The organism is Enterobacter bugandensis, assembly GCF_900324475.1.
GTDB lineage: Bacteria > Pseudomonadota > Gammaproteobacteria > Enterobacterales > Enterobacteriaceae > Enterobacter > Enterobacter bugandensis.
In genome coordinates, this window is the sequence record NZ_LT992502.1 from 2257519 (window position 1) to 2275597 (window position 18079).

18 protein-coding genes are annotated in these 18079 nt (G+C 57.5%); 8 read left to right on the forward strand and 10 right to left on the reverse strand.

Features of this window, described 5'->3' with window-relative positions:
• Position 1: 1 nt before the first annotated feature.
• Both DG357_RS11005 and DG357_RS11010 read left to right on the forward strand, forming a co-directional pair.
• A complete protein-coding gene (locus tag DG357_RS11005) occupies positions 2-520 on the forward strand; it encodes a 2-oxo-tetronate isomerase (protein ID WP_063154030.1) in 519 nt (172 codons plus the stop codon).
• A 17-nt stretch (positions 521-537) separates the two neighbouring features.
• The gene (locus tag DG357_RS11010; protein WP_028013102.1) at positions 538-1524 is read left to right on the forward strand and encodes an SDR family oxidoreductase; all 987 of its coding nucleotides are present in this window, start codon (positions 538-540) and stop codon (positions 1522-1524) included.
• Here the strand turns inward: DG357_RS11010 and DG357_RS11015 are convergent, their stop codons facing one another.
• The 8 genes from DG357_RS11015 to DG357_RS11050 form a co-directional block, all read right to left on the reverse strand.
• Positions 1525-3150 carry an alpha-amylase family protein gene (locus DG357_RS11015; protein ID WP_063942488.1) on the reverse strand — a complete coding sequence of 542 codons (1626 nt, stop codon included), beginning with the start codon at positions 3148-3150 and terminating at the stop codon, positions 1525-1527.
• Positions 3151-3158: 8 nt separating this feature from the next.
• Positions 3159-4169, reverse strand: a complete 1011-nt coding sequence (gene cydB / locus DG357_RS11020) for a cytochrome d ubiquinol oxidase subunit II (RefSeq protein ID WP_088205417.1) — start codon at positions 4167-4169, stop codon at positions 3159-3161.
• A complete protein-coding gene (locus DG357_RS11025; protein ID WP_028013105.1) occupies positions 4169-5572 on the reverse strand; it encodes a cytochrome ubiquinol oxidase subunit I in 1404 nt (467 codons plus the stop codon). The genes cydB and DG357_RS11025 overlap by 1 nt, the downstream gene beginning before the upstream one ends.
• Positions 5573-5639: 67 nt before the next feature.
• Complete coding sequence (locus DG357_RS11030; protein WP_088205418.1) at positions 5640-6512, reverse strand: manganese catalase family protein; 873 nt, start codon at positions 6510-6512, stop codon at positions 5640-5642.
• 17 nt (positions 6513-6529) lie between these two features.
• Entirely contained in the window at positions 6530-7036 is a 507-nt protein-coding gene (locus DG357_RS11035) for a ferritin-like domain-containing protein (protein ID WP_028013107.1), read from the reverse strand.
• Between the two features lie 25 nt (positions 7037-7061).
• Positions 7062-7265 (reverse strand): hypothetical protein, encoded by a 204-nt coding sequence (locus DG357_RS11040; RefSeq protein ID WP_008502273.1) that lies wholly within the window; start codon positions 7263-7265, stop codon positions 7062-7064.
• Between the two features lie 23 nt (positions 7266-7288).
• Positions 7289-7783 carry a YciE/YciF ferroxidase family protein gene (locus tag DG357_RS11045; RefSeq protein WP_008502272.1) on the reverse strand — a complete coding sequence of 165 codons (495 nt, stop codon included), beginning with the start codon at positions 7781-7783 and terminating at the stop codon, positions 7289-7291.
• Between the two features lie 94 nt (positions 7784-7877).
• The gene (locus DG357_RS11050) at positions 7878-8063 is read right to left on the reverse strand and encodes a con-10 family general stress protein (protein WP_088205419.1); all 186 of its coding nucleotides are present in this window, start codon (positions 8061-8063) and stop codon (positions 7878-7880) included.
• A 507-nt stretch (positions 8064-8570) separates the two neighbouring features.
• Between DG357_RS11050 and hglS the strand changes: the two genes are divergently transcribed.
• Together hglS and DG357_RS11060 are read left to right on the forward strand one after the other, a co-directional pair.
• The gene (hglS, locus tag DG357_RS11055) at positions 8571-9914 is read left to right on the forward strand and encodes a 2-oxoadipate dioxygenase/decarboxylase HglS (protein ID WP_028013108.1); all 1344 of its coding nucleotides are present in this window, start codon (positions 8571-8573) and stop codon (positions 9912-9914) included.
• A gap of 43 nt (positions 9915-9957) precedes the next feature.
• Entirely contained in the window at positions 9958-11463 is a 1506-nt protein-coding gene (locus tag DG357_RS11060) for a carboxylesterase/lipase family protein (RefSeq protein ID WP_063438034.1), read from the forward strand.
• On the opposite strand, the gene DG357_RS11065 is transcribed toward DG357_RS11060, so the two are convergent.
• Positions 11450-12292, reverse strand: a complete 843-nt coding sequence (locus DG357_RS11065; protein WP_063942485.1) for a LysR family transcriptional regulator — start codon at positions 12290-12292, stop codon at positions 11450-11452. The two genes, DG357_RS11060 and DG357_RS11065, sit on opposite strands and share 14 nt — an antisense overlap.
• 114 nt (positions 12293-12406) lie before the next feature.
• On the opposite strand from DG357_RS11065, the gene DG357_RS11070 reads away from it, so the two are divergent.
• The 4 genes from DG357_RS11070 (at position 12407) to rimL (ending at position 16997) form a co-directional block, all read left to right on the forward strand.
• Positions 12407-13576, forward strand: coding sequence for a pyridoxal phosphate-dependent aminotransferase (locus DG357_RS11070; protein ID WP_047368528.1), 1170 nt, complete (start codon positions 12407-12409; stop codon positions 13574-13576).
• 155 nt (positions 13577-13731) lie between these two features.
• Complete coding sequence (locus DG357_RS11075; RefSeq protein WP_025756391.1) at positions 13732-14505, forward strand: transporter substrate-binding domain-containing protein; 774 nt, start codon at positions 13732-13734, stop codon at positions 14503-14505.
• Positions 14506-14747: 242 nt separating this feature from the next.
• Complete coding sequence (locus tag DG357_RS11080; protein WP_045260490.1) at positions 14748-16403, forward strand: glucan biosynthesis protein D; 1656 nt, start codon at positions 14748-14750, stop codon at positions 16401-16403.
• Between the two features lie 45 nt (positions 16404-16448).
• Positions 16449-16997 carry a 50S ribosomal protein L7/L12-serine acetyltransferase gene (rimL, locus tag DG357_RS11085; RefSeq protein WP_088205420.1) on the forward strand — a complete coding sequence of 183 codons (549 nt, stop codon included), beginning with the start codon at positions 16449-16451 and terminating at the stop codon, positions 16995-16997.
• On the opposite strand, the gene ydcK is transcribed toward rimL, so the two are convergent.
• Positions 16992-17972: a YdcK family protein gene (ydcK, locus tag DG357_RS11090; RefSeq protein WP_088205421.1), complete on the reverse strand. Its 981-nt coding sequence runs from the start codon at positions 17970-17972 to the stop codon at positions 16992-16994. The two genes, rimL and ydcK, sit on opposite strands and share 6 nt — an antisense overlap.
• Positions 17973-18079 lie beyond the last annotated feature (107 nt).

Genomic DNA, 18079 nt, shown 5'->3' on the forward strand with positions numbered 1-18079 from the left:
GATGAGCAATCTTTTACACGACAGTCATTATACCGTGAGTGAACTCACCAAAAAGCTGGCGAGTAAATTAACCGATGCCGGGCTGCGCTTAACCACCGCGGAATCCTGCACGGGAGGAAAGCTCTCGGTGGCGCTGTGTGCAGAGGAAAACACGGCCGATTTTTATGACGTCGGGCTGGTTGTGTTCAGCGATGAAGCCAAATCGCGGATCCTCGGCGTGCGTCCGGAGACGCTGGCGCGCTATACCGCCGTCAGTGAACAGACGGTGACCGAGATGGCCGCCAGCATCCGCGACATTGCCCAGGCGGATATCAGCATCGCCATCAGCGGCTACGCGGGTCCGGAAGGGGGCGATGACGGCACGGCGGCGGGAACGGTCTGCTTTGCCTGGAATATCTGCGGTGAGACGAAAACCCGCACCGTCCTTTTCTCCGGCGACTGCCAGGATGTGGTGGAAAAAGCGGTGCAATTTTCGCTCGCTGAACTGGTGACAACATTGTCGGACGGCAATAACGGCTAAATTCACGCGGAGGTTCTATGGCGGTCATAGTGATTACCGGCGGGACGGCGGGCGTGGGAAAAGCCACGGCGCTGAAATTTGCAAAGGCAGGTTACGATGTGGGGCTTATCGCCCGCGATGAAGCCAGCCTGCACTCCACCCAGGAAGAGCTGCGCCGCTTCGGCGTTAATGCCCACGCGGTGCAGGCGGACGTCGCCGACAGCCAGGCGGTGGTGGATGCGGCTAACGAGATCGAGTATCGCCTCGGGGCGATTGATGTCTGGGTCAACAATGCGATGGGGGCCGTACTGGCGCCGTTTCGTACCCTGACGCCGGATGAGTTTCGTCGCGTGACAGATGTTACCTATCTCGGTTTTGTTAACGGCACCCGCGCCGCGCTGGAGCTGATGGTGCCCCGAGACAGGGGGGTGATTATTCAGGTGGGGTCCGCGCTGGCCTACCGTTCCATCCCTTTGCAGTCGGCCTACTGCGGGGCCAAAGCGGCGATCCGCGGGTTCACCGATGCGGTGCGCACGGAGCTGATGCACGAGAACAGCCGGGTTCAGCTTTCCATGGTGCAGATGCCGGGGCTCAATACGCCGCAGTTCGAATGGGCAAGGAATAAGTTCGCCTGGGCGATGCGACCGGTGCCGCCGGTCTTTGAGCCTGAAGTGGCCGCCAGCGCCATCTTTAAGGTTGCGCAGAAACCGGTGCGCGAGCTGTGGGTGGGCAGCAGCACTATCCAGTCCATCGTCGGGCAATTCTTCTTTCCGGGCTACCTTGACCGTCTGATGGTAAAAAAAGCCTGGGAAGGCCAGATGACCGACGATCTGAACGCAGCGGATCGGCGGGACTATCTCGACCAGCCGATTGACGACCTGCACAAAATCCATGGTCGTTTTACCGACGAAGCGAAGAACCGCGCTACGTCCGTCACCTCCGGTATGCCGGGCAAGGTGGCGCTGGGGGCCCTCGCGGTGGCGGGGATTATGCTGACGCGTCTGATAACCCGCCGGAAACGCTAATCAGCGCAGCGCGCTGCGGTGCGTCCAGAACCAGCGGTAGCCGTAGGCGCCAATACTGAGTTCGACGGTTTTGCCGCAAACCAGCGCGTCGTCGTAGCGTTTGTCCGCGAGGCAGGCGGTCCAGGTGGCGTTGCGGATCCCTCTGGCGGTGAACTGCACCGGCTGGTCGCTGAAGTTAACGAAGGTCAGAATGCTGCGCTCGTCGGTCTCGTAATAGATCCCCAGCACCGCGTCATGATTGAGGGTGATGAGGCGAAAGGGCGCCACGGCAATTTCGGGGAACTCCGAGCGGGTATTGGCAATATCAATAATCCGGTGGAGGAGCGAGTTGCGGTGGAGCAGCGAATCGGCGACGTTGATTTTCTGATAGCGGTAGGGGCCGTGGTCGATTATCGGCGCAATAAATTTTTCAGGATCGGCCGCCGAAAAACCACCGCCCTGTGAACCTGCCCACTGCATTGGGGTGCGGACGGCGTAGCGCTCCTCCAGTTCAAGGTCGTCACCCATGCCGATCTCATCCCCGTAGCGCATCACCGGGACGCCCGGCAGGGAAAAGAGCACCGCGTGGCAGAACGCCAGCCGCTTTGGATCGCCATTCAGCATCGGAGCCAGACGTCGGCGGATCCCACGCTGGTAGACGTTCATCTCCTCGTCAGGGGCGAAGGTGTCGAGCACGAACTGTTTATCTTTCTGGCTAATCCCTTCCAGATCCAGCTCGTCATGGTTGCGCAGCCAGTTGGCAAAACAGCATGAATCTGGCGGGACGATCATTTTCTTCACCGCGTTGCGCAGCGGGCGGGCGCTTTTTCTGGCCAGGCTGACGTAGAAATACTTGTTGAGCCAGAAGTTGAGCACCAGATGCAGGCGGTCGTTATTGCCGAAATAGTCTTTATAAACCTCAACGTCTACGTCCACTTCGCCGAGCAGGATCGCGTCCGGATTACGCTGCTCGATAAGACGGCGCATGTGCTCCAGGATCCACAGGCCCTTTTTCTCGTCACCGCTGCCCGCCTGCTTCGTGAGGTGTGATGCGGCATCCAGTCGAAATCCCGATACCCCCAGTTTGAGCCAGAAGAGGATAATATTCTCAATCTCCTTAAGCACGGCGGGCGAGGTCAGGTTCAGGTCCGGCTCGTGGCGGTAGAACATGTGCCGGTAATACTGTCCCGCCTCGTCGTCCCAGCTCCAGACGCTCTTTTCCACGCCGGGAAACATGGGGGGCGTATCGTCGTCGTCGTTATCCGACCAGATATAGTAATCGCGATAGGGCGAGGCGGGGCTGCGTCGGGCCTGCTGGAACCAGGGATGGGCGTCCGAGGTGTGCTGGATCAGCAGCTCAATAATAACCTGCATGCCCAGCTCCCGGGCCTGTTCGATAAAGGCGATGATATCGGCCAGTTTTCCGAAGCGGGGATCCACCTGCAGATGGTCGCTGACGTCGTAGCCCTCATCGAGAAAGGGCGTGAGGTAAAACGGGGTGATCCAGATAACCGTCGCCCCCATGCGGCGAATATAGCGCAGCTTGGCCGCGATCCCGGCGATGTCCCCGCAGCCATCGCCGTTCATATCGTAAAAAAGCGCGGTATCAATCTGGTAGATAATGGCCCGTGTATGCCAGTCCGTCATAGCGTTCCTCAGTGATAGCCTTCAGTATCCGAAACTTTGCCCCGGAAGACGTAGTAGCTCCAGGCGGTGTACACCAGAATCACAGGAATTATCAGCAGGGTCCCGACCAGCATAAACAGCTGGCTGGCGGGGGGCGCCGCGGCTTCCCACAGGGTGATGCGCGGCGGAATAATGTTTGGCCACAGGCTGATACCCAGGCCGCTAAATCCGAGGAAGATCAGACCCAGCGTCAGCAGGAAGGGGCGCGAGTGGCTGGCCGGGTTGCGGGTCAGCCGCCAGATCAGCACGCTAAACAGGCCTACCAGCAGGGGAACCGGCAGGAACCAGAAGAAGTTGGGCAGGGTAAACCAACGGTCGGCCACGTACTGCCAGCCGAGCGGCGTCCAGACGCTGACAACCGCGATCACCACCATCAGGGCCAGCAGCACGTGGCGGGTTAGCTCGCGCATGCGGCGTTGCAGGGCGCCTTCACTTTTCATGATAAGCCAGGTGGTGCCCAGCAGCGTGTAGGCGACCACCAGGCCGATACCGCAGAAAAGGTTAAAGGGCGTCAGCCAGTCAAGCGGCGAGCCCGCAAAGCGTCTTCCCTCTACCTCAAAGCCGTTGATCACCGCCCCCACAACGATCCCCTGGCTGAAGGTGGCGAGCAGAGAGCCACCGGCGAAGGAGTAGTCCCAGAACTTGCGGTGCGAAGGCGTCGCTTTAAAACGAAACTCAAAGGCGACGCCGCGAAAGATGAGACCGATCAGCATCGCTGTAAGGGGGATAGTGAGCGCATCAATGATCACCGCGTAAGCCAGCGGGAACGCGCCGAACAGCCCCGCGCCGCCGAGCACCAGCCAGGTCTCGTTGCCGTCCCATACGGGCGCTACGCTGTTGACCATCACATCGCGCTCTTTCGCATCGCCCACGAAGTTAAACAGCAGGCCGATGCCCAAATCAAAGCCATCCATAATGATGTACATCAGCGTGGCAAAGACGATGATGGCAAACCAGATAACAGAGATATCGACGCCCATCAGTTTCTCTCCTGTTCCGGAACAGACTCCGCGGCAGACAGCGGACGGGCGGGGGTGCCCGACGTGTTTGACGTCAGCGTATCGACGGGCTGCGGGCCTTTCTTAATCAGCCGGATGAGGTACACATAGCCCACGCCAAACACCGACGAGTAGACAACGAAGAACGCCAGCAGGCTGATGCTCATCTGCAGGGTGCTGTGCAGGGAGACCGCGTCAATCGTGCGCAGATAACCGTAAACCACCCACGGCTGGCGGCCCACTTCGGTGGTCACCCAGCCGGCGAGCAGCGCCACCAGACCCGCGGGCCCCATGCAGAGGGCAAACCACTGGAACGGACGCGAGTGGTAGAGCCGATGGCGATAGCGGAGCCAGAGGCTGACCAGACCGAGGGTAATCATCAGCAGGCCCATTCCGACCATGATGCGAAACGACCAGAAGACGATGGTCGAGTTTGGGCGATCCTCTTTCGGGAAGTCCTTCAGCGCTGGGACCTGCTTATCGAGGCTGTGCGTCAGGATAAGGCTGCCGAGCGCGGGGATCTCAAGACCGTATTTGGTGCGCTCCTCGTCCATATCGGGCAGGCCAAACAGCAGCAGCGGCGTGGCCTCGCCGGGCGGATTTTCCCAGTGCCCCTCAATGGCGGCAATTTTGGCTGGCTGATGCTCAAGCGTGTTCAGGCCGTGCATATCGCCCACGACGGCCTGAATGGGGGCAACCAGCAGCGCCATCCACATCGCCATGGAGAACATGGTGCGTATGGCAGGGGTATCGTTACCGCGCAGCAGGTGCCATGCGCCCGACGCGCCGACAAACAGCGCGCTGCTCAGAAATGCGGCGATGGCCATATGAATCAGGCGGTAAGGGAAGGAGGGGTTAAAGATAATCGCCAGCCAGTCCTGCGGAATGACCTGCCCGTTCTCGATAGTAAAACCCTGCGGGGTGTGCATCCAGCTGTTTGAGGCAAGGATCCAGAAGGTCGACATCAGCGTGCCGAGCGCCACCATGCAGGTTGAAAAGAAGTGCAGCCCAGGGCCAACCTTGTTCCAGCCGAACATCATTACGCCAAGAAAGCCGGCTTCCAGGAAGAAGGCGGTTAACACCTCGTAGGTCAGCAGGGGACCGGTAATACTGCCTGCGAACTGGGAGAACCCGCTCCAGTTGGTGCCGAACTGATACGCCATGACCAGTCCGGAAACGACACCCATCCCGAAGTTAACGGCAAATATCTTGAGCCAGAAGTGGTACAGCGAGCGCCAGACGTCGTTTTTGGTGCGCAGCCACATGCCTTCAAGCACGACCAGATAGCTGGCAAGACCGATGGTGATCGCCGGGAAAAGAATGTGAAACGAGACGGTAAAAGCGAACTGAATTCTGGCGAGATGAAATGCATCAAGTTCGAACATGGTCCGTACCTCTGAAGCGATGGGGCACGAGAATTGCCGGGCAGGTCAGGATGCCCGGCAAAACCGATTACGGTTTACTCTTTCCGGCACCCAGCTCGGCACCGGTCAGCGGGTCGGAATGGGGATCGGACTTGGTGCGGGCAGACATCGCCTTAATCAGGGTTGCCTGTTCAGCTGTGAGCGTCACGCTGGCGCTACCGTCTCCGCCATCAACCGCAGGCTGGGGGGACTCAACGTAATCAAAGTGCTTATCGCTGTTCCAGCTTCCGCGAACCTCTCCACCTTCAGACATATTGTAGTACTTGTTGGTGAATTCCTCGATTGGCGGCAGTTTTCCCGGCGGGAAATTATTACGAATGGACTGCAGCGCCTTCTCAAAGGAGAGCTGATGCGCCGCCTCACGCGTCATCAGAAACGCCAGCGCATCCTTCACTCCGGGATCGTCAGTGACGTTAATCAGCCGTTCATAGATGATTTTCGCCCTGGCCTCTGCCGCCACGTTCGAGCGCAGATCCGCCGTCGGCTCGCCGATGGTATCGACGTAGGCTGCCGTCCAGGGCACGCCCGCGGAGTTAGTGAGCGGGGTACCGCCGCCGTAGAGCAGGGAGGTGATGTGGCTGTCGTTACCGTTTTCGGTCATGGACCGATACAGTTCAGCCTCATTTTCCACCCCTTCCGCCAGCGCGCCTTTGGCACCTTTGTTCAGCATACCAACCAGCGTACCGATGATTTCGAGGTGGCTTAGCTCCTCGGTGGCGATATCCATCAGCATATCCTTGCGGCCCGGATCGTCATCGCTCAGGCCCTGAGTGAAGTAACGGCAGGCGGCAGCCAGTTCGCCCTGCGGCCCGCCAAACTGTTCCAGTAAAAGGTTAGCAAGACCGGGGTTGGGTTCGGCGACGCGAACCGTATATTGAAGCTGTTTGACGTGTCGAAACATAGGCACTCTCCTGTGGATTATTTTTTCGCTTCGACACCGTCTGCGTCTGAACGCAGCAGGAACTGTTCCGTCGTTTGCGGGATATGGCGAATCAGCCAGTCGGCCATTTCGCGCTCTTCTGCGAGGATCGTCTCAATGGCAGGCACGGAGGCGGTATCGCCCGCTTTTTTCGCCGCAGCGAGCAGGGAGGTGTAGCAGGCGATTTCAAACTGTTCGAAGACATAGCCGCTGATCGAGCCCTTAACGATCTCATCGGACGGGAACATACCGCCGATGGATTGACCCAGGGCCGCCATTTTGCTCATCGAGTCTTTTAAGACCGAACGAGAAATATCATTACGGTCGAGGATTTCCTCCAGCAATGTAATTTGCCGTTTTGTCTCATTAATATGTTGCTCAATTCTGGCGCGAACATCAGGATAATTATCAATACGGCTGGCCATGGACTCCAGCATAGATTCGGCTTGCTTTTCCATTGCATGGGCATCGCGTAGCCAGTCATGGTAGTGTTCTACGTGATTCATCATTGTATCCTCATTAGGGGTTCGCTTATTTGGTCTCACTTTCAGCAGCCTGATCGGCACGTGCGGCACTGTAGCCAGATAAGTGGCCGACAATATTGGCGTAAATGCTGATGATAATGACCCATAGTACGCTATTCTTCCACCATATTACGGAAGGGATAGCGAGAATGAACCATATTATTGCTGCCGCTAAATGGCACCGTTTAATTGTCCTGGGACTGATGCTCATTTTATTTAACCTGTCTTATCGCGTCATTTCTGCGCTTTTTGGTTAATATTGCCAACGGCCAGGTCGGTGAGTTTAAGGTCGGTCTCTTTCTCTTCTTCCAGCGTTTCGGCAAGAAGTTTAACGGCTTTTTTGTAGCCCAGTTGTTCTGCGAGGGTCGCAAGGGTACCGTAGCTGGCTATTTCGTAATGCTCCACTTTTTGCGCAGCGGCAATTAACGCGGCATCACGCACTTCATTTTTTTCCGTACTTTCGATAACTTCGTTGGCTTCTTCAATTAAGCCTTCCATTGCCACGCACTTCATGCGCTTGAGCTTAATACCGTCTTCCTGTTCGACGATCTGGTCAATACGTTCAATCTGACCCTGCGTCTCCTCCAGGTGCGCGGTGAAGGCGGCGCTCAGCTTCTCGCTGGAGGCGGCGCGAGCGAGTTTGCTTAACGCTCGGGTAAGTTGTTTTTCAGCGCTGTAGGTATCGGACAGAAGATGAATAAATACATCCTCAACACTTTTCATATTCATAATAATTACGCTCCGGTAAAATAAGGAAAGGGTACTGCGAGCTTTTCAGCCCGCAGCATGCTCTCAGGTTTTATTAAAAGAGTACTAAATAAGATCAGGAGTTATCAGATTTACGGCCTCCGCCGTGACTGTTCTGTCCCCCTTTCTTACCCGCTTCAGATGCGCGTTGCGGATCGTTTTTGAAATTACCACCGCTGTGCTGGCCGCCTTTACGTCCAGCTTCTGATGCTCTTTCACGGTCTTCAGCGAAATTACCGGAACCACCACGATGCTCTGCCATATTAAACCTCATAGTCATATATTGGTTATGTCAGTACGATACGAAAATATTCCGTATCACTCGTCGTTCGAGTAATAACTCTAGTCGCTATGAGGCATACGTCAAATTCGTTTCGCCATTAGCGGTTGCGTTATATTTAATTATTGCTGCGTTTGCGCTTCGCTTGGTTTGGAAATATGGAAGTGTGGGAAGGACTTGTAAACAAATGTTCGGATTAGTCCTAAGTTTCATTTAAAAATCGGAAGGTTGAGGCCAATAATAATGGCGTAGCAAAAACGAATAATTTGCAAGCGGTGATTAGGAGAAAATTACCCCTTAAGGGCTAGAAAAAAATAGCCGCTACGAATCATAAGGAAAATCCTGGAAAAAGATGACGAGGCGGCTAACAGGGGTCGGTAGCACACGGTTTAACCACTGGCGTCTTAAGATCACAAATCAGAAATTCTTCCCCCCGGAAGGAACGGCCTTCTCTACACTCCAGGTAATATTCACTGGAGGCATGACATCATGGCGAACACCATCACGGCTGATGATATTCGGGAACATTTTTCGCAGGCTATGTCGGCGATGTACCAGCAGGAAGTTCCGCAGTACGGCACCTTGCTTGAGCTGGTCGCGGACGTAAACCTGGCGGTTCTGGAAAATAATCCACTATTACATGAACAACTGGCGAACGCCGACGAGCTGGCACGCCTGAACGTGGAGCGTCACGGGGCGATCCGCGTCGGTACGGCACAAGAGCTTTCCACCCTGCGTCGCATGTTTGCCATCATGGGCATGTTCCCGGTCAGCTATTACGATCTTTCTCAGGCGGGGGTACCGGTCCACTCAACGGCGTTTCGTCCGGTTGACGATGCGGCGCTGTGCCGCAATCCGTTTCGTATCTTTACCTCACTGCTGCGCCTTGAGCTGATTGAAAACGTGGCGTTACGCGAGCGGGCGGCAGAAATTCTTTCTCAGCGGAACATCTTTACGCCGCGCTGTCTGGAACTTATTGACCTCCATGAGTCGGAAGGGCACTTTACCGAAGCGCAGGCGCACGAGTTTGTGCAGGAAGCGTTAGAAACCTTCCGCTGGCACCGTCATGCAACGGTCGACCAGGAGACCTACCTGGCGTTGAGTAACGAGCACCGCCTGATAGCTGACGTGGTCTGCTTCCCGGGGTGCCATATCAACCACCTCACGCCGCGCACGCTGGACATTGACCGTGTGCAGGAGCTGATGCCGAAGTACGGGATTGAGCCCAAAATTCTGATCGAAGGGCCGCCGCGTCGTGAAGTGCCGATCCTGCTGCGTCAGACCAGCTTTAAAGCCCTCGAAGAGCCGGTGCTTTTCGCCGGGGAACATAAAGGCACCCACACCGCGCGCTTCGGTGAAATTGAACAGCGCGGCGTGGCACTGACCCCGAAAGGCCGTGAACTGTACGATAGCCTGCTGGCCCAGGCCGGAACCGGAAAAGATAACCTCACGCACCAGCTGCATTTGCGGGAGATTTTCAGCGCCTTCCCGGACAGCGAAATGTTCCTGCGCCGTCAGGAGCTGGCGTATTTTCGCTATCGCCTGACCCCGGCGGGAGAAGCCCATCGTCACGCGTTTCGTCCGGGGGATGACCCGCAGCCGCTGATCGAGCGCGGGTGGGTGGTGGCCCAGCCGATAATTTACGAAGATTTCCTTCCGGTCAGCGCGGCGGGGATTTTCCAGTCCAATCTCGGGAATGAAACCCAGGCGCGCAGCCACGGGAATGCCAGCCGCAATGCGTTTGAAGCCGCGCTCGGCTGCCCGGTGTATGACGAATTTACGCTCTACGAGGAGGCGGAAACGCGCAGCAAACAGCGTTGCGGTTTGCTCTGAAATCGTTACTCTTCAGGGGTGTGATGGAAAAAATAAGGTCGTTATGCAAAATCCTTCCGCCCCTGTGGTTGAAACGCGCCAGGGCGCACTGTCTGGTTTAACCGATGAAAACGTTCACCTCTGGCGCGGTATTCCTTATGCCGCACCGCCCGTTGGCGACTGGCGCTGGCGCTCACCCCGGCCGCCGGAACGCTGGGATGGCGTGCATGCAGCTACCGACTTTTCGCCCTCAAGCTGGCAAAGCACTGAATATTGTCAGGAGCTGGGCGGGGGCGATCCCGGCCAGTTTTCTGAAGACTGCCTCTATCTGAACGTCTGGTCCCCTATCGACCGTACCGGGCCGCTGCCGGTCATGGTCTGGCTGCACGGGGGGGGGTTTACGATCGGCGCCGGAAGCCTGCCGCCGTATAACGGCAAAGCCCTGGCATCCCGCGGGGTGGTTGTCGTCACGATTAACTACCGTCTCGGCCATCTCGGCTTCTTCGCCCATCCCGCTCTGGAAGGTGAAGAGGAGCGGGTGGTGCATAATTTTGCCCTGCTGGACCAGATCGCCGCGCTCGAATGGGTGAGGGATAATATTGCCGCGTTTGGTGGCGACCCGAATAACGTGACCCTGTTTGGTGAATCCGCCGGCGCGCGCAGCGTGCTGTCGCTGCTGGCCTCGCCGTTGGCGAAAGGACTATTCCATAAGGCGATAGTGCAAAGCGGGTACACCTTGCCGGACACGCCGCGCGCGCAGGCCCTGCAAAAAGGGGAAGCGCTGGCCGCCCACTTCGGGCTGGAAAATGCGACGGCAGAGCAGCTGCGCGCGATCCCGCCCGAGGCGTTCTGGCCGCTGACCGCGCCGCTGAACGTCGCCCCGGCCCCTATCGTTGGGGATTGCGTTCTGCCGGAAGCGATGCTGGACGTCTTTTTCGCCGCCCGCCAGCATCCCGTGCCGGTGATGATTGGCTCCAACAGCGATGAAGCCAGCGTGATGGCGGTGTTTGGTGTCGATCTCGCCGGGCAGATCCAGAAGCTTCGCCGGGAGCGCCGCTTCGGGCTGGGGCTCATCAAGCTGCTTTATCCGGGCGTGAAGGGCGACGAGGAGCTCGGCAGGCAGGTGTGCCGCGACATGGCCTTCACCACTATGGGCTACGTGGTGATGCAGGCCCAGCAGCGTGTCGGCGGGCTTTGCTGGCGCTACTGGTTTGACTATGTGGCCGAAGCGGAACACGCCACCTATATCAACGGTGCCTGGCACGGCAATGAGGTGCCGTACGCGTTCGATACCCTCGGGCAGGTGGAGCCTTCGCGCCAGTACGTTAACGAACGGGATCTGGCGTTTGCCGCCCAGGTGGCTGATTACTGGGTGAGTTTTGCGCGCGATGCCGGAACGCATGACACCCTTCACGGGCCGACGCGCTGGCCCGCCTGCCGCAAAGGACGGGACGTGCTGTTACGTATTGGTGTGAATAAACATGCAGGTTTCAGGCTTGAAAACCGCTTTATGCGCGCCCGCATGAGCCTCTTCAAGCGCGTGATGAAGCACCACGTCAGCCTCGATTAAGCAAACAGGCGCGAAACGCCGCCAGACCATTCTCCTGACAAGGCGTTTCGCGCAGCACCAGCCGGTAGCTCGCGCCGGTTTTAATGCTGGTCTCATAGGGCCGCATTAGCCTTCCGGCGCGGATATCTTCTGCCACCAGCGTTTCGTCGGCAATGGCTATGCCCAGCCCCTGAATGGCGGCGGTAATGGCGAGATCCATCGTATCGAAGTGTTGATTTTTGTGCATAGCAAAGCCCGGACCTTCCTGATTCGCCAGCCACAGTGACCAGTCTGTCTTATCCCTTGTCGGATGAAGAAACGTCAGCGAACCCAGCGCGGCACCCGCTCGCACGGGGCTGAACACCGGCGTCAGCGCCTCTTCGAACAGCAGATCGCCTGCGCTCATGTGCGTGCCGAAGACGATGGCGGCATCGTAAGATTCGGTTTTGAAATTGACGTTATGATCGGTCGTGGTGGTGAGCGCGATCTGCAGATCCGGCTGCTCGCGCTCCACTTCCAGCAGGCGCGGCACCAGCCAGCGCATCGCGCAGGTGGGGGCCTTGAGGCGGATCACCGTGTGCTGGCTGCGGGCCTGGTCGGCCACGCTCAGCAGCTGTTCGAAGGAGGACTGCAGTTCGGGAAGCAGTGCGCTGCCCTGCGGGGAGAGGCGCAACCCGCGCGCGTGGCGCTCAAACAGCGGAAAGCCAAACCAGGCTTCAAGGGAGGCAATCTTACGGCTCACGGCCCCCTGCGTCAGGCAGAGTTCCGCGGCGGCGTGGGTAAGATTCAGATGACGCGCGGTGACTAAAAATGCGTCGATGGCATTGAGCGGGAGCGAACGGCGTGACATTGAAACACCTCAGCTATGCATTTTTCTCATGGCTATTATGACAACAATTCGATTGTCCCGGCAACGGAGTTGTTGTTTGAATAGTTATGCAATATCCATGAGAAGGGAAAGAGGATGACTTTACGAACGCCGGTGCAAACGCGCTCCAAGCTGCCAGACGTGGGGACCACCATTTTTACCGTTATCGGCCAGCTTTCGGCCCAGCATAACGCCATCAACCTTTCTCAGGGGGCACCGAATTTTTCCTGCGACCCGAAGCTGATCGCCGGCGTTACCCGCGCGATGGAGGCAGGGCATAACCAGTATGCGTCGATGACCGGCCTGCAGCCGCTCAAAGAACGCATCGCCGATAAGATTGCCGCGCTCTACGGCACGCAGTATAACCCTGCCAGCGAGGTGCTGGTCACCGCCAGCGCCAGCGAAGGGCTCTATTCGGCGATAAGCGGGCTGGTGCACCCTGGCGATGAGGTGATCTACTTTGAGCCGTCGTTTGACAGCTACGCGCCGATTGTTCGTCTGCAGGGGGCAACGCCTGTCGCCATCAAGCTCACGGTGCCGGATTTTGCCGTCAACTGGGATGAGGTCCGTGCGGCAATCACCCCGCGCACGCGCATGATCATCATCAATACGCCGCACAACCCGAGCGGCCAGGTCTTCTCCGCTAATGACCTGCAGCATCTGGCAGCGCTGACGCGCAATACCGACATCATTATTTTGTCTGACGAAGTGTACGAACACGTCGTGTTTGATGGGGAACCGCACCACGGGATGGCCACGCACCCGCAGCTGGCGGAGCGTAGCGTGATTATTTCTTCTTTCGGAAAAACCTATCACGTCACCGGCTGGCGCGTGGGTTATTGTGTGGCGCCAGCAGAGCTGATGGACGAGATATGTAAAGTCCATCAATTTTTGATGTTCTCTGCCGATACGCCAATGCAATACGCGTTTGCAGAACACATGACCGATCCGCAAACCTGGCTGTCGCTGTCGGCGTTTTACCAGCGTAAGCGCGATCTGCTGCACGGCCTGCTGGCCGATTCGCCGTTTACCCTGCTGCCGAGCGCCGGGTCGTTCTTTATGCTGGCGGACTACAGCCAGTTCAGCGACGAGCGCGACAGCGAGCTGGTGAAGCGGTTGATTGTTGAGTACGGTGTTGCCACCATTCCGCTGTCGGCGTTTTATGCCGACGGCACGGATAATAAATTGATTCGTCTCTCTTTTGCGAAAGATGAGGCGACGTTACGGGCAGGTGCTCAAGCCCTGTGTCGGGTTAAACCACGCTGAGCCTATCCCATTAGGCTATTTTATTCGCCATTTTGGCACCGGGCAGTGCTCGAAATCCTCACGTACTACATGTACGTTCCGGTTTCTGTGCGCTGTCCGGTACCAAACTGTCTTCAACAATTACGCCTACTGGGATAGGCTCTGAGGAGTATGAGATGAAATTACGCGCGTTAGTTGTCGGCATGGGATTGCTGTGTACCTTTTCCTCCTTCGCGGCCACCGAGCTGCGCTACGGTCTGGAAGCGGAATATCCGCCGTTTGAAAGCCGTAATGCGGCAGGCGAACTGGAAGGGTTTGACGTTGAGCTGGGAAATGCCATCTGCAAAGCGGCAGCGCTGAAGTGCAGCTGGGTCGAAACCTCGTTTGACGCGCTGATCCCGGGGCTGGTGGCGAAGAAGTTTGACGCCATCAATTCGGCGATGAACATTACCGAGCAGCGCCGCAAGAGCATCGATTTTACCCAGCCGATCTACCGCATTCCGTCTCAGCTGGTGGGCAAGGCCGGTACGGCGGTCGAAGCAACGCCTGAAGGGCTGAAGGGGAAAACCATCGGCGTGCTGCAGGGGTCGATTCAGGAAACCTATGCCAAAGAGCACTGGGAAAAGCAGGGTGTCACCGTGGTGTCGTATAAAGATCAAAATATGGCCTGGGGTGACCTGCTGAATGGCCGCATTGACGCCTCGCTGGTCATGTCCGCGGCCGGGCAGGCGGGTTTCCTCAGCAAGCCGCAGGGAAAAGGGTTTGGCTTCATCGGCAAACCGGTGTCTGACGACACTATCCTCGGCAGTGGGATCGGCTTTGGGTTGCGCAAAGGTGACGAGGCCACCAAAAAGCAGCTTGATGCCGCCATTGATAAAGTACGTGCCGACGGCACGATCGCCAAACTCGCTGATAAGTACTTCCCGGGTATCGATGTCAGCGTAAAATAACCGCCTCATTGGCCCCGTCAGCTGATGTCCTGACGGGGCATTTTTCTACACATTTTCCAGGCTTTCTTTACACCACTTTCGGGCCGTTCTGGTCGACAGAAAATATTTCTCACTTTGTTCAGATAATCACCGGCCAACAATTGGATTCTTAACCATTTTTGTTTAGGCTGTGCGTTCTTTCTTGCCGTCATTTCGCCGAGCGCGAAACACATTCACACGACCATAAGGACGTTTTTCCAGGCATGAATCGCAGACGTTTTCTAAAAGGCTCGCTGGCTGTGGCAGCCCTGAGCGGCACCTCCGGCCTTGCTTCCCTGTTTTCCAAAGCGGCATATGCGGCTGACTCTGACATCGCTGACGGTCAGAGCCGTCGGTTTGACTTCTCCGTACTGCAATCCATGGCGCATGACCTGGCGAAAACCCCGTGGGGTGGCGCGCCGCGTCCGCTGCCGGAGACGCTGGCGACCATGACGCCGCAGGCGTATAACGCCATCCGCTACGATGAAAAACAGTCTCTGTGGAACAACATTGAAGGGCGTCAGCTGGACGTGCAGTTCTTCCATATGGGAATGGGGTTCCGCCGCCGCGTGCGGATGTTCTCGCTGGACCAGTCTACCTCTATGGCGCGCGAGATCCACTTCCGCCCTGAGCTGTTCAGCTACGGTGACACGGGTGTCGATACCAAACAGCTGGAAGGGCAAAGCGACCTCGGCTTTGCGGGCTTCCGCGCCTTTAAAGCGCCTGAGCTGGCGCGCCGCGATATCGTCTCTTTCCTCGGGGCGAGCTATTTCCGCGCGGTGGACGACACCTACCAGTACGGGCTTTCCGCGCGCGGTCTGGCGGTAGATACCTTTACCGACACCCCGGAAGAGTTCCCGGACTTCACCTCCTTCTGGTTTGAAACCGTCAAGCCTGGCGATACCACCTTTACCGTCTATACGCTGCTGGACAGCCCGAGCGTCACCGGTGCCTATAAATTCGTGATCCACTGCGAGAAGAGCCAGGTGATCATGGAGGTGGAAAACCATCTCTACGCGCGTAAGGACATTAAGCAGCTGGGCATCGCGCCGATGACCAGCATGTTCAGCTGCGGCAACAACGAACGCCGCATGTGCGACACCATTCACCCGCAAATCCACGACTCCGACCGCCTGGCAATGTGGCGCGGCAACGGGGAGTGGATCTGCCGTCCGCTCAATAACCCGCAGAAGCTGCAGTTTAATGCCTATCTGGACAAAAACCCGAAAGGGTTCGGCCTGCTGCAGCTCGATCGCGATTTCTCCCACTATCAGGACGTGATGGGCTGGTATAACAAGCGCCCGAGCCTGTGGGTTGAGCCGCGCAATGACTGGGGGAAAGGATCTATCGCGCTGATGGAGATCCCAACCACCGGTGAAACGCTGGATAACGTGGTCTGCTTCTGGCAGCCGGAAAAACCGGTGAAAGCGGGCGACGAGCTGGACTTTAAATATCGTCTCTACTGGAGCGCGCAGCCGCCGGTGCGTTCCCCGCTGGCCAACGTTTACGCGACCCGCACCGGCATGGGCGGCTTCCCGGAGGGCTGGGCGCCGGGCGAACACTATCCGAAAGTGTGGGCCCGTCGCTTTGCGATTGATTTCGTTGGCGGCGACCTGAAGGCCGCTGCGCCGAAGGGCATCGAACCGGTGATTACGCTCTCCAGCGGTGAAGCGAAGCAGGTTGAGATCCTTTACGTTGAGCCGTTTGACGGGTATCGCATTCTGTTTGACTGGTACCCAACGTCGGATTCGACGGAGCCGGTGGATATGCGCCTGTTCCTGCGCTGCCAGGGCGATGCCATCAGCGAAACCTGGCTGTATCAGTATTTCCCGCCAGCGCCAGATAAACGTCATTACGTTGATGACCGGGTAATGCGTTAACGATCGATTCCCTCTCCCTGTGGGAGAGGGTTAGGGTGAGGGGCAATGACCGCAACACAATCCGAAACTATTCCCGTATCTGACGCGCTCGAGCTTCGCGCCGTCGAAGAGCGTTACACCGCCGAACTGCATAACCTCGTCGTCAAAAACAGAGCCTATCTGCAAACCGCCTTTGACTGGGCGCAGCACGTGGGCAGCGAGGACGATACCCGACGCAACGTGCAGAGTAACCAGTTGCTGCACCAGCGCGGCTACGCCAAAATGTTTTTGATCTTCAGGGAGGATGCGCTGGTCGGCGTCCTGTCGTTCAATGCGATTGAGCCTGCCAACAAAGCCGCGTATATCGGCTACTGGCTGGATGAAGCACATCAGGGGCAGGGGATCCTCTCGCAGTCGCTGCAGGCGTTTATGGGCTACTACGCTGAGCGCGGTGAGATCCGCCGTTTTGTGATCAAGTGTCGGGTGGCGAATCAGCACAGCAACAGCGTGGCCCTGCGCAACGGTTTTACGCTGGAAGGGTGCCTGCGGGAAGCGGAATACCTCAATGGCGCCTATGACGATGTGAACATCTACGGCAAAATTTATACCCTATAGCGCCCCCAGCAGCGGCGTGCGGGTGATGCGCTGGTCGCCGTTGATCACCTTTTCACCGCGCAGGTGAATGCTCTCACCAGCAAAGGCCTCTATCACCGCATCGTCGGTGATTTCTACCCGATGCTCAATCAGCACGTCGCCGCTGATCCGCGCGCGTCCCTGAATCACCACTTTATCATCCAGCATGATCGGCCCGCCGCGCAGCCATGCCTGACCGCCGATCAGGACGTGGTGCTTGATGATGCAGTTTCCTTCCACCACGGCGTTCTCGGCAATCTGAGAGCTGTAGCGCACGGTAGGGATGGCGTCATCGTCGAAACCGGCTATCACGCGGGCGTTGCCGTACACTTTGGCGCAGTCGCACACCCAGACGTTGTTGAGTTCGTTACCTTCGAGGATCGCGCAGTCGAACACTTCGGCGCGGTGCTCAACAAACGCGTTATTCACCATCGCCTCGCCGTATATTTGTGCCTGATGCACAATGCGCGATCGGCTTACCGTCGCCTTGCCGTAGATTTGCAGGATCTGGTCGTGGTCCGGCGTGAGGCCTTTAGCGGCAATGATGACGCTGTTGTGCAGGACGCGTGCGTCGCCGTAAAGATGGCACTCACCCCGTACGCAGGAGTGCTGAATAGTGACGTTGTCACTTATTCGCGCCCCGTGGCTGACCTCTGCGGCGTCAAGCCAGCAGTTATCGCCGATATGCGCGTCATGGCTGACGGTGCACGGCAGGGTCAGGCGCGCGTTGCCGGACACGGTTGCGCCAGCGAATACCACGCTGTTTTCATCGTAGATCCAGCAGTCTCCGTCCTGCGCAAGGGCGCGCTCATCGTCAATCCAGCCGCCTTTCGTGCCGGCCTTCACATCGTTAAAGTCCACCGTAGCGATAATCTGCCGCAGCGTCGTTGAGTGGGATGTTTCGCCATTTTTCCATTGCCAGAGCCGGGTTTCATCGTTGAGCCGATACTTATTCATCGTGGGGTCCCTGATATGCGTCTTCACTAAACGTAGCAAACTTTCGGCTTTCCGTTGTGCTGGCATCCGTTGCTGAAACTCCTTAAAATGGCATTTAAAATACATTT

Coding starts and splice junctions, on each gene's coding strand:
- DG357_RS11005 (WP_063154030.1), top strand. CDS start 2: ATGAGCAATCTTTTACACGACAGTCATTATACCGTGAGTGAACTCACC.
- DG357_RS11010 (WP_028013102.1), top strand. CDS start 538: ATGGCGGTCATAGTGATTACCGGCGGGACGGCGGGCGTGGGAAAAGCC.
- DG357_RS11015 (WP_063942488.1), bottom strand. CDS start 3,150: ATGACGGACTGGCATACACGGGCCATTATCTACCAGATTGATACCGCG.
- cydB (WP_088205417.1), bottom strand. CDS start 4,169: ATGGGCGTCGATATCTCTGTTATCTGGTTTGCCATCATCGTCTTTGCC.
- DG357_RS11025 (WP_028013105.1), bottom strand. CDS start 5,572: ATGTTCGAACTTGATGCATTTCATCTCGCCAGAATTCAGTTCGCTTTT.
- DG357_RS11030 (WP_088205418.1), bottom strand. CDS start 6,512: ATGTTTCGACACGTCAAACAGCTTCAATATACGGTTCGCGTCGCCGAA.
- DG357_RS11035 (WP_028013107.1), bottom strand. CDS start 7,036: ATGAATCACGTAGAACACTACCATGACTGGCTACGCGATGCCCATGCA.
- DG357_RS11040 (WP_008502273.1), bottom strand. CDS start 7,265: ATGAGCATCAGTCCCAGGACAATTAAACGGTGCCATTTAGCGGCAGCA.
- DG357_RS11045 (WP_008502272.1), bottom strand. CDS start 7,783: ATGAATATGAAAAGTGTTGAGGATGTATTTATTCATCTTCTGTCCGAT.
- DG357_RS11050 (WP_088205419.1), bottom strand. CDS start 8,063: ATGGCAGAGCATCGTGGTGGTTCCGGTAATTTCGCTGAAGACCGTGAA.
- hglS (WP_028013108.1), top strand. CDS start 8,571: ATGGCGAACACCATCACGGCTGATGATATTCGGGAACATTTTTCGCAG.
- DG357_RS11060 (WP_063438034.1), top strand. CDS start 9,958: ATGCAAAATCCTTCCGCCCCTGTGGTTGAAACGCGCCAGGGCGCACTG.
- DG357_RS11065 (WP_063942485.1), bottom strand. CDS start 12,292: ATGTCACGCCGTTCGCTCCCGCTCAATGCCATCGACGCATTTTTAGTC.
- DG357_RS11070 (WP_047368528.1), top strand. CDS start 12,407: ATGACTTTACGAACGCCGGTGCAAACGCGCTCCAAGCTGCCAGACGTG.
- DG357_RS11075 (WP_025756391.1), top strand. CDS start 13,732: ATGAAATTACGCGCGTTAGTTGTCGGCATGGGATTGCTGTGTACCTTT.
- DG357_RS11080 (WP_045260490.1), top strand. CDS start 14,748: ATGAATCGCAGACGTTTTCTAAAAGGCTCGCTGGCTGTGGCAGCCCTG.
- rimL (WP_088205420.1), top strand. CDS start 16,449: ATGACCGCAACACAATCCGAAACTATTCCCGTATCTGACGCGCTCGAG.
- ydcK (WP_088205421.1), bottom strand. CDS start 17,972: ATGAATAAGTATCGGCTCAACGATGAAACCCGGCTCTGGCAATGGAAA.